This window comes from Candidatus Kurthia intestinigallinarum (assembly GCF_003991225.1).
Lineage (GTDB): Bacteria > Bacillota > Bacilli > Bacillales_A > Planococcaceae > Kurthia > Kurthia populi.
This window is the reverse complement of sequence record NZ_JTFC01000019.1, coordinates 1-13,125: the sequence shown is the minus strand read 5'-3', so window position 1 is coordinate 13,125 and position 13,125 is coordinate 1. Positions and strand designations below refer to the sequence as shown.

17 protein-coding genes are annotated in these 13,125 nt (G+C 36.7%); 11 read left to right on the top strand and 6 right to left on the bottom strand.

Features of this window, described 5'->3' with window-relative positions:
• Positions 1 to 7: 7 nt before the first annotated feature.
• The 3 genes from QI30_RS05255 (at position 8) to QI30_RS05245 (ending at position 1,333) form a co-directional block, all read left to right on the top strand.
• A complete protein-coding gene (locus tag QI30_RS05255) occupies positions 8 to 391 on the top strand; it encodes a hypothetical protein (RefSeq protein WP_126989890.1) in 384 nt (127 codons plus the stop codon).
• Positions 392 to 462: 71 nt separating this feature from the next.
• The gene (locus QI30_RS05250; RefSeq protein WP_126989889.1) at positions 463 to 867 is read left to right on the top strand and encodes an NUDIX hydrolase; all 405 of its coding nucleotides are present in this window, start codon (positions 463 to 465) and stop codon (positions 865 to 867) included.
• Positions 857 to 1,333, top strand: coding sequence for a DUF1648 domain-containing protein (locus QI30_RS05245; RefSeq protein ID WP_126989888.1), 477 nt, complete (start codon positions 857 to 859; stop codon positions 1,331 to 1,333). The genes QI30_RS05250 and QI30_RS05245 overlap by 11 nt, the downstream gene beginning before the upstream one ends.
• Before the next feature lie 59 nt (positions 1,334 to 1,392).
• Here the strand turns inward: QI30_RS05245 and QI30_RS05240 are convergent, their stop codons facing one another.
• A complete protein-coding gene (locus tag QI30_RS05240) occupies positions 1,393 to 1,719 on the bottom strand; it encodes a thioredoxin family protein (protein WP_126989887.1) in 327 nt (108 codons plus the stop codon).
• 415 nt (positions 1,720 to 2,134) lie between these two features.
• Between QI30_RS05240 and tnpB the strand changes: the two genes are divergently transcribed.
• The 3 genes from tnpB (at position 2,135) to QI30_RS05225 (ending at position 4,287) form a co-directional block, all read left to right on the top strand.
• Positions 2,135 to 3,277 carry an IS200/IS605 family element RNA-guided endonuclease TnpB gene (gene tnpB, locus QI30_RS05235; RefSeq protein WP_126989886.1) on the top strand — a complete coding sequence of 381 codons (1,143 nt, stop codon included), beginning with the start codon at positions 2,135 to 2,137 and terminating at the stop codon, positions 3,275 to 3,277.
• A gap of 128 nt (positions 3,278 to 3,405) precedes the next feature.
• On the top strand, positions 3,406 to 3,738 hold the full coding sequence (locus QI30_RS05230) for an MFS transporter (RefSeq protein ID WP_370323586.1): 333 nt from the start codon (positions 3,406 to 3,408) through the stop codon (positions 3,736 to 3,738).
• Positions 3,739 to 3,963: 225 nt separating this feature from the next.
• Positions 3,964 to 4,287, top strand: coding sequence for a hypothetical protein (locus QI30_RS05225; RefSeq protein ID WP_126989884.1), 324 nt, complete (start codon positions 3,964 to 3,966; stop codon positions 4,285 to 4,287).
• 242 nt (positions 4,288 to 4,529) lie between these two features.
• Here QI30_RS05225 and QI30_RS05220 read toward each other — a convergent pair whose 3' ends face one another.
• Complete coding sequence (locus QI30_RS05220; protein ID WP_126989883.1) at positions 4,530 to 5,072, bottom strand: hypothetical protein; 543 nt, start codon at positions 5,070 to 5,072, stop codon at positions 4,530 to 4,532.
• Between the two features lie 586 nt (positions 5,073 to 5,658).
• Here QI30_RS05220 and QI30_RS05215 point away from each other — a divergent pair.
• From QI30_RS05215 to dltD, 5 genes are read left to right on the top strand one after another with little or no spacing between them, the layout of a single operon-like run.
• The gene (locus QI30_RS05215) at positions 5,659 to 5,796 is read left to right on the top strand and encodes a teichoic acid D-Ala incorporation-associated protein DltX (protein WP_126989882.1); all 138 of its coding nucleotides are present in this window, start codon (positions 5,659 to 5,661) and stop codon (positions 5,794 to 5,796) included.
• Positions 5,786 to 7,279 (top strand): D-alanine--poly(phosphoribitol) ligase subunit DltA, encoded by a 1,494-nt coding sequence (dltA, locus tag QI30_RS05210; RefSeq protein WP_126989881.1) that lies wholly within the window; start codon positions 5,786 to 5,788, stop codon positions 7,277 to 7,279. The genes QI30_RS05215 and dltA overlap by 11 nt, the downstream gene beginning before the upstream one ends.
• Positions 7,276 to 8,481, top strand: a complete 1,206-nt coding sequence (gene dltB / locus QI30_RS05205; RefSeq protein WP_126989880.1) for a D-alanyl-lipoteichoic acid biosynthesis protein DltB — start codon at positions 7,276 to 7,278, stop codon at positions 8,479 to 8,481. The genes dltA and dltB overlap by 4 nt, the downstream gene beginning before the upstream one ends.
• Before the next feature lie 13 nt (positions 8,482 to 8,494).
• On the top strand, positions 8,495 to 8,722 hold the full coding sequence (gene dltC, locus QI30_RS05200) for a D-alanine--poly(phosphoribitol) ligase subunit DltC (RefSeq protein ID WP_126989879.1): 228 nt from the start codon (positions 8,495 to 8,497) through the stop codon (positions 8,720 to 8,722).
• Between the two features lie 2 nt (positions 8,723 to 8,724).
• Positions 8,725 to 9,969: a D-alanyl-lipoteichoic acid biosynthesis protein DltD gene (dltD, locus tag QI30_RS05195; protein WP_126989878.1), complete on the top strand. Its 1,245-nt coding sequence runs from the start codon at positions 8,725 to 8,727 to the stop codon at positions 9,967 to 9,969.
• 53 nt (positions 9,970 to 10,022) lie between these two features.
• On the opposite strand, the gene QI30_RS05190 is transcribed toward dltD, so the two are convergent.
• The 4 genes from QI30_RS05190 to QI30_RS05175 all read right to left on the bottom strand — a co-directional run.
• Positions 10,023 to 10,202, bottom strand: a complete 180-nt coding sequence (locus QI30_RS05190; RefSeq protein WP_126989877.1) for a hypothetical protein — start codon at positions 10,200 to 10,202, stop codon at positions 10,023 to 10,025.
• A 65-nt stretch (positions 10,203 to 10,267) separates the two neighbouring features.
• Positions 10,268 to 12,040 (bottom strand): glycerophosphoryl diester phosphodiesterase membrane domain-containing protein, encoded by a 1,773-nt coding sequence (locus tag QI30_RS05185; RefSeq protein WP_126989876.1) that lies wholly within the window; start codon positions 12,038 to 12,040, stop codon positions 10,268 to 10,270.
• Between the two features lie 103 nt (positions 12,041 to 12,143).
• Positions 12,144 to 12,647, bottom strand: coding sequence for a DinB family protein (locus tag QI30_RS05180; RefSeq protein ID WP_126989875.1), 504 nt, complete (start codon positions 12,645 to 12,647; stop codon positions 12,144 to 12,146).
• Between the two features lie 198 nt (positions 12,648 to 12,845).
• Positions 12,846 to 13,125 (bottom strand): RNA-guided endonuclease TnpB family protein (locus QI30_RS05175; RefSeq protein ID WP_148113851.1); only part of this gene is annotated, 280 nt, incomplete at its 5' end.

Genomic DNA, 13,125 nt, shown 5'->3' with positions numbered 1-13,125 from the left:
AAATGAAATGAAGAAATTTAGCTTATTATTTGTATTAAGTCTTATACTTGTGGTGCTTGCAGCATGTAGCCAAGAAGAACCAACACAAACATACGATTTTAAAGCTACAAACAGTGATTGGGATACGAGCTATTCAGTTGTTCAAGAGCCATCAGTAGGTCAAAAACAATATGAATTAAGCATTAAGTATGTTGGTACAGGAGATTTACCAAAACAAGTTGGTTATGAGTTAGCAGATGAAAAAATTGCCGGAACAGGTGAGTTATTAGTAAACAATTCCATTAAAAAAACGGATTCATGTAATGAATGTACATTAGCAACGGAAGAAGATAAAACATTGACACTTACTTATGATGGAAAGCAAGAAACGCTTGTTTTGAAAAAACAATAACATGATTAGAGTGTAGACAAATATGTCTACGCTCTTTTTTTGTGGTATAATTTGGTAAAAGGGTGTGTGAGATGCATAAACGGAGCGCGATTATTTTAATCGAACAAGGCTGTGTCGCGTTGATTAAGCGTGTGAAAAATGGACGTCGCTATTATACATTTCCTGGAGGAAAGGTAGAAGAGGATGAAACGGTTGAAGCCGCAGCAAAAAGAGAGGCCTTTGAAGAGCTTGGTTTAGTTGTTGCGATTGGAAATTGCTTGATTACCGTTCCTTATGATGGTACACAATATTATTATTATGCCACGCGTCAAAGCGGAATTTTTGGTCAGGGTACAGGCGAAGAGTTTGTTGATATGCGAGCAGAGGATACATATGAAGCGGTGTGGATGCCACTTCAGGCGTTACGCCAGCATGACATTATTCCGATAGAGGTTGTCGAAAAAGTACTCGAACAGGAGGGGCTATATGAGACCTAAAATAAAGCTTGAAAAATCGATTCCTGAAAAAATTGCGAATAGTATTGGCTATGCGGCTATTTTATTTTTAATCATATTTTTCTTCGCAAAAATGAGTACGTTACCCGCAGAAATTCCGATGCATTATAATGGCGTTACAGTTGATCGTTACGGCTCGAAATGGGAAACAATCGCTCTTATTCTTATTGCCATTGCAACGCAAATAGGCCTAGAATTTTTAGAGCGTAAACCACAGTTACATAATTATCCAACACGTTTTAACGAAGAAAATGCCGAAGAATTTTACCGTGCAAGTTCGCAAATTTTAAACTATACAAAAAATACAATCGCGGTTCTGATGGCTTTCATTATGTATGAAATTCTGACTCTACAAGAACAGCTTTCACCGCTGTTTTGGGTATTAATTGCATTAGTTATTGGATTATCCATTTGGGGCGTTATGAAAATGAGTCGTATTGGTAAATAATTAAAAAGGCGTATCATGAAGTAGACAATTACGACTCCGTGATACGCCTTTAGTATGTTTTATTGACCGTCTATTTCTGAACGGAGCATTGGTTCTAGTTGCTCAAGTGGAATATGACCAACAAGTGGCTCATACATCGAATTATTTAAAATGACACGTGTATGAGGAATACCCATGACATCAAACTTTTCGGAAATCTCTGGATGTTCGTCAACATTGACTTTCAATACTTGAATATCGTCGTTGTTATCATCTAGTTGTTCAAGTACTTCTGCGAACATGCGGCAAGGTCCGCACCAAGTTGCCCAGAAATTTAATACGACCATTTTATTCGTCGCAACTTGTTCATTTATTTGTTGTGGATTTGTTATGTGTAAAATTGACATCTGTTTGCCTCCTAAATACGCTTCATGAGCTAGTGGTATCATAGCACCAAATGAAAATAAGATGCAATAAAACTGTTTAAGCTGTGTATACAAAAGAAGCGGCTTTGATATACGTGTAAAAATAACCGCTTTTATAAGCATAAGAAAAACCGGAATCGCGCAGTGGCGTAGTTCCGGTTTTTCGTTACGACCGCTAAAAAAGGAGAATAACGTGTTTTGTTCTAATCTTTTTTTGCGAACCTATCCTTAAATTGAGTCAAGTATAGTTTTATCATTTCTTCGCAGAATCCCCCTCCCTCAAAGAACGTAGTGAGTAGGGAAGAGATGAATGCGAACCCAATTATGCTGCCAGTACTAATTTGTTGAAAAGAACATCTGTTCCTATTATACTATTCAAAAAAAGGAGGTGTCTGTCATGCCACATCAAGCGTATAAATTCCGTATCTACCCAACTAAAGACCAACAAGCGCTCATCCATCAAACCCATGGGCATTGTCGTTTTGTTTACAACCATTTTCTTGCGTTGTGGAATACTTCTTATAAAGAAGAAGGAAAAGGATTGAATCGTTCCATTATGTCCAAAATGCTCACGAAAATGAAGAAACAAGATGATACCGCTTGGTTACGTAATGTAGATAGTGTGGCATTACAAGCCTCTTATGAAAATTTACTAGACGCTTTTCAACGTTTCTTTCAAAAGCAAAATAACTATCCTCGCTTTAAAAGTAAAAAGAATCCAGTCCAAAGTTATACTACGAAGAATACGAATAACAATATTGCGATTGTCGGTAATCAAATGAAGCTACCAAAATTAGGACTCGTAAAATTTGCGAAGTCGCGTGATATTGAAGGTCGTATTCTAAAAGCAACGATTAAATACAATGCGAGTGGTACGTTTTACGTGTCTGTCCTATGCGAAGTACCAGACTTTAAGCCATTGCCTCAAACAAAGGAAGCTGTAGGAATTGATTTAGGTATCACCGATTTTGCGATTCTGTCCGATGGACGTAAAATGGATAACCAACGCTTTACAGCCAAAATGGAGCAGAAGTTAAAACGTGAGCAGCGCAAATTATCCCGTCGCTATGAGCAAGCGAAAAAAGATGGTCGTGATTTACGTGCGTGCATGAACTACCAAAAGCAACGTCGTAGAGTGGCTCGTTTGCGTGAGCGTGTTGCTTTTCAACGTGAAGATTTTTTAAACAAGCTATCAACGGCATTGATTCGTCAATATGATGTCATCTGCATCGAAAACTTAAATACCAAAGGTATGATGAAAAATCATAAGTTGGCGAAAGCGATTAGTGATGTGTCATGGTCTTCTTTTGTACAAAAACTGATGTATAAGGCGAAATGGTTCGGTAGAAAAATTGTTGAAATCGACAGATTTTTCCCATCGAGCCAACTTTGTCATGCCTGTGGTCATCGAGATGGCAAGAAAACATTGGATATTCGTGAGTGGACTTGTTCATCTTGTGATACGACACTAGATCGAGATATTAATGCAAGTCGAAATATTTTAGCCGAAGGGCTAAGAATTTTGAACCAACAACCGTAGGAACGACGGGGATAGCCTACTAAAAAAGTGAAGCCGCTGTTTCAAGCAACTGGAAACAAGCAAGCACTGTTCGTAGGAATCTCCCACTTCAAGCAACGTTCGAAGAACGGCTAAGTGGGGGTAGTTCAATTACGATTGGTCTTTTCTGTTTAAGTCAATCATATGGTAGTGGCATGATGCTTGTAGCAAGTGCCTTAATCGCGCTAGGCTTCGGGAATATGATTTCTTGTAGCCAAGTAGCGGTTGTCAATTTAGCACCCAATCACCGTATTGGTCTAGCAACCTCAACTTTCTATATTGCAATGGATGCCGGAATTGGCGTTGGCCCTATTATTATCGGTGCCATTTTACCGCATTTTGGCTATCGTGGTATGTATGCATCAATGGCTGTTTTAGTACTGATTACAATTGTTATTTATTACTTCGTTCATGGTCGCCATGTGAAAGTAACTGCCTCATAGAAAAAAGCGTAGCCTTATGTGCTACGCTTTTTTTATTTATTAATCAATCAACGTTTCTTTATCTGGTGCCTGTAAAAATTCAAACATCGTCTGATTATGAACTCTCTTATGTCATTATCAGTAAATGAACCCGTATTCTAAGAAGTAATTGAACGAAAAAATAAAGATGGCTACAATTGTACTCATTATGGTTCTAAACAAGTTGTGCGTTTTAGAAAGTATAAAATGAAACTTGGACTTAAAAAACTTAAGGGTTTGATGTTCCCTTTTTACCTTAGTCTAGGTGCTTCAAATGAATTAGTGGTATGGTCTAGTAACAAAAATGTATTCAGCCTAGATAAAAGGGAATGGATAGGAAATCTTGAAGGTGATATTAGAGAAACAGTCATTGTTAAAATGGAAGCCAATAGCAGTGTATTTTGGATTGGTTATGACGGAGACTCAATTGTAATAATCTCAAATCAACTTCAATTTTCTACTTATGAAAAAATAGCTCAAACATTCCCTAAATTTGTTTCTCCTAAGAGATGTGATTATGGTGAAGCATGAAATAGGGCTGTACTAAAAGCCCAAATTGGCTTTAGCACAGCCCTCTCATATTGTAATAACTTCTCTATTTCCATTCAAAAAGACGATAAATGATAGAATTCTATGATCAAAAATAGACAAAAGCTACCCGAAAATCATTTCTTGGACAGCTCCTTTTGTTTATTAAAAAACAAAAGTATTAATTAAGATAGCTTCTCAAATAAAAAAGCTGAAATCCATTAAAATAGGATTCCAGCTTCTATTTATTTATACCATGTACCTGTTGATGTCACATATTTGATTGTAGATTTCGTTCCAACATCAACATATGTTTTTCCTTTATGGACTTCTATATGCGTATAGTATTTACCCGTTTTATATACATGAATAGGCACTTTTTTTCCTGATTGATTGTATGCTTTATACGATTTTCCAAAGTGTTTTTTAACAGATTTAGATGAAATTTTATAATCATACACACGGAAAATCCCTTTTACTTTTGCATCTTTTGGAATTTTATTTTTCGCAAATTTGTTGAAAAGAAAGTTATCTCCAATAGTTGTACGATATACTGGTGGGTCCCCATCAATAATCGCTTTGCCTTTCTCCTTTTTTGCAAGAGTTTTATACGTCATACCAATTTTCCCTTTCGTTCGCGGTAACGTACCCTTACGTAGATTTTCCGCAAATTTTTCACTCATATTATAAGACTTTGCCTGTGCTTCTACTGAACCATTTGGTATCACCTCTGCAGAAACTGCACTCAACCCCAAAACAATTGCTGTGCTAACTATCCATTTTTTCAAAATAAATCGCCTCCCTTTTTATTACATTCCTATCCTTTAATTCGTTTAAACATCCATTCTAGAACATGCTTAGTTTCAAATTAAAATTTTTTATAATGTATACAGAAAAATCTATATAACTTTTTATGCATTTTTTTGAATAAAGAAAAGCCGAAATTCTACGTTAATGGATTCCAGCTTTTTATCATAATTAGTTATAACGAATAGCCACGATACTATCGAATTTCATCTTATTTCCAGTCAGAATATATCCAGCAAAAAACAACTTATTATCGCTTTCTATACTTTTTTTAAAATAAGATTTTTTAAGATATTCTTAAAAACAAGATTCGCTTATTAGTACAAAAAGATTGAATGCAAATAACTAATTACCAATTTTAAATTCCTTTTTCATCCATTTTAAATAGTCTTTAGTAATAAAGAATGGGATTTCCATTAAATTTGGAACTTTTCATTACAGTATAGCGCTCCTAACAAAGAGTTTTATTTCAATTGTAAATTTATTTTTACAATCATGACTTTTATGTTACGATATTAACCATGTTATTTTTAAGTCATATTTGGAAATAAAAAGGAGGACTTCACTGTGGACAAAGAAAAGAAAACCTCTTGGCTTATTTTTACGGGTAGTACCGTTTTTTACACAGTCATTTTAATCGTGCTGTTGTATTTATATCACTACAAAGATATTCAAGGAGGTTCATTTATTTACAATGAGTTTTAGTGTGGACAATAAAACGATGTTGGAAAAAATGAAGCAATGGGCTGTAGATGATCCGAATCGCATTATGTATAAAACAAGTGAGAAAAATTATACATATGGTGAGCTAGAACATTACAGTAATATTGCCGCAAGTTTTTTACAACAAACAATTCAAAGCAAAAAGCCTGTTATTATTTTTGGTGATTTACAATTTGAGATGGTGGCAATGTTTTTAGGCGCCACAAAAGCAGGGATTGCATATATCCCCATCTCTTCAGATACACCAAATGACAGACTACAATTAATTTTAGAAACAGCAGATCCTTCATTAGTTGTCATGGTTAATGAAGATGCTAGTTTCGTTTCATCTACACCAATTGTTGCATGGTCAAAAATCAAAAAATTTGATGGGCTCATTCAAACAGAATTTTCAGGTGTACAGCAAAAAGAAACATATTACATCATTTTCACATCAGGCACGACTGGTGTTCCAAAGGGCGTGCAAATTAGTCATGACAATTTATGTAGCTTCGTAGATTGGATGATTGAAGCCTTTTCATTAAAACCTGGTCAAAATTATTTAGCACAGGCAGCGTATTCATTCGATTTATCTGTCATGGGGCTTTATCCGGCACTCGCTTCAGGTGGTATGCTATCACCACTTCATAAACATGAGGTCATTAATTTTAAAGATCTTTTCACGCGATTACCGCAATTACATGTAAACAATTGGATTTCAACACCATCATTTATAGACATTTGCTTGATGGATGAGAAATTCGATGAAGCACATTACCCTTCTATTTCTACATTCTTATTCTGTGGTGAAGAACTAGCACGCTCAACAGCCATCACATTACGCGAACGTTTCCCACAAGCGCGCGTTTTCAACACATACGGCCCTACAGAGGCAACCGTTGCTGTTTCAGCTGTTGAGATTACCGATGAGGTTCTAGCTGCCCATGAACGACTTCCTATTGGCTATGTTAAAGCGGATACACGCGTCGTCATTGATGAAAAAACAAACGAAATTATTCTTTCAGGTCCTTCTATCTCAAAAGGCTATTTGAACAATGCTGAAAAAACAGCTGAAGCCTTTTTCACATTAGATGGAGTGCCCGCCTATCATACAGGTGATGCGGGTTCATTAAAAGATGATTTACTTTTTTATGAAGGACGTATTGATTTCCAAGTGAAACTGCATGGACATCGTATCGAACTTGAAGAAGTAGACCATCATTTAGCACAATGCCAATATGTCAAACAAGCCATTGTGGTGCCAAAATTGAAAGAGAAAAAAGTCCATCAGCTCGTGGCGATTATCGTATCAAATGAATCACCATTTGATAAAGATTTCAAATTAACACGTGCCATTAAACAAGAGGCATCCGAGAAAATGATGGATTATATGATGCCACAGCGCTTTATTTATAAAGCCAATTTACCGATTACACCAAACGGTAAAATTGACCGCAAAGCGTTAATGGCTGAGGTGAATCAATGATAGAGAACATTCCTTCACTTATTCCCTACGCGAACCCAATGTATTTTATTTACGTGCTGATCGCGTTAATTCCATTAATGCTGTTTATGCTATGGAAGGGTAAACGATTACCATGGTATCAAAGCCTTGTCACATTATTTTTCTTATACATTAGTTTTGGTGGCGAGAGCTGGAAACAGGGTGTCGCACTTATTTTGTACGTCATTTGGCAAACCATCCTTGTAGCGGCGTATCAAAAATACCGTATCAATCATAATCAAACGAGCATTTTTTACACGAGTATTGCACTCGCCATCTTACCGTTATTTTTAACGAAATTTTTCCCTCTATTTGATATCCATCTATCGTTTATCGGATTTTTAGGCATTTCTTATTTAACATTTAAAAGTGTGCAAGTGCTGATTGAATTTAGAGACGGTGTGCTGAAAACATACAATGTATGGGATTATATCCGTTTCCTACTATTCTTCCCAACCATTTCATCTGGACCAATCGACCGTTTCCGTCGATTCCAAAAAGAATTGCATACTGCACCACAGCGTGAAGAGTATGCAGGAATGCTACAGCTAGGAATTCAACGTATTTTCATGGGCTTCTTATACAAATTCATTCTTGGCTACTATCTTGGCAGTGTACTACTGCCATCATTTGAAAAGGCTACACTTTCTGCGGGCTTCTTCTCATGGGATCTGCTTGGCTATATGTATACATACAGTCTTTACTTATTCTTTGACTTTGCCGGTTATAGCCTATTTGCTGTAGGTGTCAGTAATTTAATGGGTTATCATACACCAATGAACTTTAATAAGCCATTTGCTTCTTGGAACATTAAAGAGTTCTGGAATCGCTGGCATATCTCGCTTTCTACATGGTTCCGAGATTATGTCTATATGCGTTTAATGTTCTTACTCATCAAGAAAAAAGTATTTAAAAGCCGTATTGTCGCTTCAAATGTAGGGTACTTTGGTTTATTCCTATTGATGGGCTTCTGGCATGGCTTTACATGGTATTACATTTTATATGGCGTCTTCCACGCAACAGCTATTTGCGTAAATGACTGGTGGCTACGTCTTAAGAAAAAACACAAAACATGGCCATCTAACAAGTGGACACATGCATTGGCAGTGGTTGTGACATTCCACATTGTCTGCGTGAGCTTCCTGATTTTCTCAGGAATTTTGGACAAACTATTTTTTAACTAAAGGAGAATAACACATGAACGAAACATTATTAGCAATTTTAGAAGAAGTTACAGGTGCGGATGTACGAGACGATTTAGATTTAGATTTATACGAGGAAGGTATTTTAGATTCATTCGGAACCGTACAATTACTTGTTGAAATTGATGGTCAATTAGGTATTCAAGTACCTGTTTCTGACTTTGAACGTGAAGACTGGCGCACACCAAATAAAATCATCGCGACAGTCGGAAGCCTAGCATAATCATGAAGAAAAAGCTTTTCTTTGCTTTTGGACCACTTATTATCGCTGTTATTATTGTAGGGATTATCTTTTTAACACCTGCTAACTCAGCTATTACAAACAACAAAGTATTGGAGCAAGCAAGTAGCTCTATGGCAGACACTGTTATACAAGGCAGTGACTTAACAAAATCTGCGCTTAAACAATCCGAATATATTCCGTTTTTTGGCTCATCTGAGCTGAGCCGATTTAGTCCGTTCCACCCATCGGTCTTATCTTACAAATATGATCGTGATTATACGCCATTTCTAATTGGCGCACCTGGTACACAATCACTCATGCATTACGCGATTATGAACAACAGTCAACAAGCACTGACGAATAAAAAAATGGTCTTTATTATTTCACCTCAGTGGTTCGTTGAAAATGGTGTGAAAGAAGATTATTTTGCAGCACATTTTTCAAAACTACAGTTATACCACTGGATGATGCATACGAAAAAAGTGACCGCTTATGAGCAGTATTATGCAAAGCGTCTTTTACAATTTGAAAATATTCAAAATTCACCTACGATGAAAGAGAATTTACAGCAAATCATGCATGGCACTGCTCTTTCTGAAAAACAAGTACGTGATTTGAAGCTTGAATATCGTGTATTAAATCGTGAGGACCGCATATTCGGTACAATGAATATGCGAGCATCAAACAATTTATCGAAAATTCATGACTTTGAAAACATGCTGCCTACTACAGAAAATCAACAAGAATGGCTTGCTTTAGCAAATGAGCTTGGCGCTAAAGAGACTTCTTCGAATGATTTAGGCATCTCAAATGACTTTTATAATAAAAACTTAAAAGATCGTGTTGAAACATTAAAAGATAAGCAGCAAAATCTTGATTATACAAAAGGGCCTGAGTTCGCAGACTTCCAACTTGTTTTAAATCAAATTGCCGCTCAAAATGCCGATGTTCTGTTTATTATTCCACCGATTAATGAAAAATGGAGTGACTACACAGGCCTATCACAAGAAATGGTTCAACAATTCGCAACGAAAATCACCACACAATTGAATGAACAAGGCTTCTATCATGTCGCTGACTTCACGAAAAAATCTGCCGAGCCGTACTTTATGCAAGATACGATTCACTTAGGATGGCGCGGCTGGATTGATGTCGATAAGGCCCTTCAATCATTTATAAAAGATATAACCAAACCTCAGTATCAAATGGATGATAACTACTTATCAGAAGCGTGGCAACAGCAATAAAAAAACGTCCCGAGAAAAATCTCGGGACGTTTTTTTTATATAAGTACTACTTTTTATTTTTGAGGATTGCCCTCTTTTTGCGTTAGCGCAAAGTAAAGCGCGCCTATTAAAAACAGGCCTCCTACTCCATACGCAATAAGCATCGCATAATCTACTGTATTTTTTAAAGCTAGACCGAGCATAAGTGATGATGAAAAGAGCAGTAAAAATACCGCAATATATTTTTTATTCATAACAGCATCTCCAATCATATACTAGGTATTCAAAAATGACCTAGAGATTTATTACTTCTATGTCTTTACTCATTTTCTAAATAGATGGTCGTATAGGTTAATAAAAATTCCGCAAACGTCGGCTCTTTTTCGAATGCAGCAATCTCTTGATTTAATGTACCCATTTCATCTGTAATAATACCGTCTACATTCAAATAGAGTGATTGTCGCATATCCTTCTTGTCATTGACCGTCCAGACATAGACTTTTTTATTCATCATCAATGCCTTGCCAATGAAGGATGAATTTAACGTTGTTTGCTCCATTGTATAGGCATCAAAATCCGTTGTCGGGAATGAAAAGTTAAACGGTAAAATATAGCTCACAAAGGCTTCAGGGTCCTCCTGCTTCAGCTCATCTGCCGCTTTATGACTCAGTGTCTGCAGGATATGCCCATTTTTTTCAAAGTTCTTTTCGTATTGCTTGATAAATCGCGGAACCATTTCCTTCGAATCAGAAGATGACGTTTTTAATTCTACTAATAATTTTTGATGATGCCTATTCGCTACCTTTAAATAGTCATCGAAGCTCGCGATTTTCGCCTCGTAGCCATTTTCACGAACCGTCATTTTCTTTAACTGCTTTAATGTAAGCTCTTGCGGCTTCTTATCAACACCTGCTAATTTCTTTAAATTTTTATCATGCACAACAACGTATTTATGATCCTTTGTTTCCTGTACATCCATCTCGATATAATCTGGTTGATAATATTTTATCGTTTTTTTCATTGCAGGAATCGTATTTTGTACACCATTGCCGCTTGTTACGCCGCGATGTGAAATGGTTTCAGTTCCTTTATCAATCGTATCAGCAGAGGAAATTCCATTATAAATCGTTAAAAGTAGCACACCGGCAATTAAAAACCAATGCTTATAGCGATACGTAAAACGTGTCGGTTCTACATGCTCCTCCTCATCCGCCACAATCAATTCATTTAAAAATACCGAGCTATAGGCCACTACCGCAAAAACATTGACGAGTAAATGAACAATTTTCACAATCGTTAAATTGATAATTACTGCAGTGACAGGAATTGGAGATGGTAATAAATCAAAGCCCATTTGTAAAAAGTACACACCAAAATAAATTGCATTAGAGATTGTAAAAATCGTCACCGCAATCCATGTATAGCGAATCGCATAATGGAAAAAGCGTTTATTTGTGCGTCCCCAGCTTAAAGCTAATGCTGCTCTAAAGCCTTTTGGTCGTATAATAAGTTCCGGTAGTGTAAATACTGAGCGAATACCAATATAAAAAAGTCCCGCAATAATGAGCGCAAATCCCGTCATATAAAACGGATTATTAACAATCTCATCATAAATAAATTTTGGGAAAACAAGTTTACTTAAGAGTGGTGAATTTAAAAAGAAAACATTGAAAAATGGTAGTAAAAAGCCTAAATAACAAAAGAATAAACTAAATGTTTTCCAGTTAGTATGCGTGACAACCTGATAGACTTCCTTTACAAGTGTCTTCAGATTAAAGCAATGTTGTTTAATTTGAATAATACCGCGTAGCACAAAAACAAATTGAATAAACGTAATAAAGAGTAGTATGGCGACAACGACAACAAGTCCGAGTGCAACAAATGGATGCTGAATAAACAGCGGCAGGGCATTTGTGTACGATAAATATGTAATATTCCCAAGCTCTAGCACCGTTGATAAGCTAAAACGAAATAATGGAATGACAATGGCTTCTAATAAAATATTCGTGCCGGTAATAACTAATAAAAAATAATACCAATGATGACTAAAATCTAACCAAATCGCATGAATAAATTTTTTATACTGTTCCATATGCTCCCTCCTCTTCAATAATCTTTCTTTCTATCATACCGTTATCTCGGTATTTTTCACACAAAAATAAGAGGATGGGACATACGTATAAAAACAACCTCTCCTATGAGCATAAGAAAAACCGGAATCGCGCTGTGACGCGGTTCCGGTTTGTCATTGCGAACGATAAAAAAAAGAAAATAACGTGTTTTGTCTCAACCTCTTTATGGATATACTGTTGCTTTTCTTGTATCAGTTCACCTAATCCTAATATATCGGTATTTTGTGGGGCATGACCAAGTTGGCGCAGCATGGCGACAACTTGGCCCTTATGATGAAATTCATGTGTCACTGTATGCATAAGCAGCTGCCTCGGAGATTTTCGGACGATACCACTATCCGTTCTCCATGGCAGCTCCTGCTCTGTACGTATAGGCGTCTTTGTTTGGGCGAATAAAAAAGACCCAATCCATGCATGATAGCATCCAGCGATATGCACGAGCGTCGCCTTAATACTGAGGAAGCCAAAATTTGACTCCGCAACAAGCTCCTGCTCACTTAACATGCGACATTGTGCTAAAAGAATGTGACGCGTTTGCTTTACCCAGTCATATTCGATTATTTCCATACGTGATCTCTTCGATTCCTATTACCAGTTATCAAATTCCCGAGTTTTTTTCTAACGAAACGACATCATTGAACTACCCCCACTTAGCCGTTCTTCGAACGTTGCTTGAAGTGGGAGTTTCCTACGAACAGTGCTTGCTTGTTTCCAGTTGCTCGAAACAGCGGCTTCACTTTTTTTAGTAGGCTATCCCCGTAGTTCCTACGGTTGTTGCTTTAAAAGTCTTAACCCTTCGATTAAGATATTCTTACTTGCATTAATATCTCGGTCTAGTGTCGTACCACAAGATGAACAAGTCCACACACGAATAGCTAATGGTTTCTTGCCATCTCGATGACCACAGGCATGACAAATTTGGCTCGATGGGAAGAATCTGTCGATTTCAACAATTTTTCGATCGAGCCATTTTGCCTTATATTTTAGCTTGGTCACAAATTCAGACCATGACACATCCGCTATCGCTTTTGCCAACTTATGATTT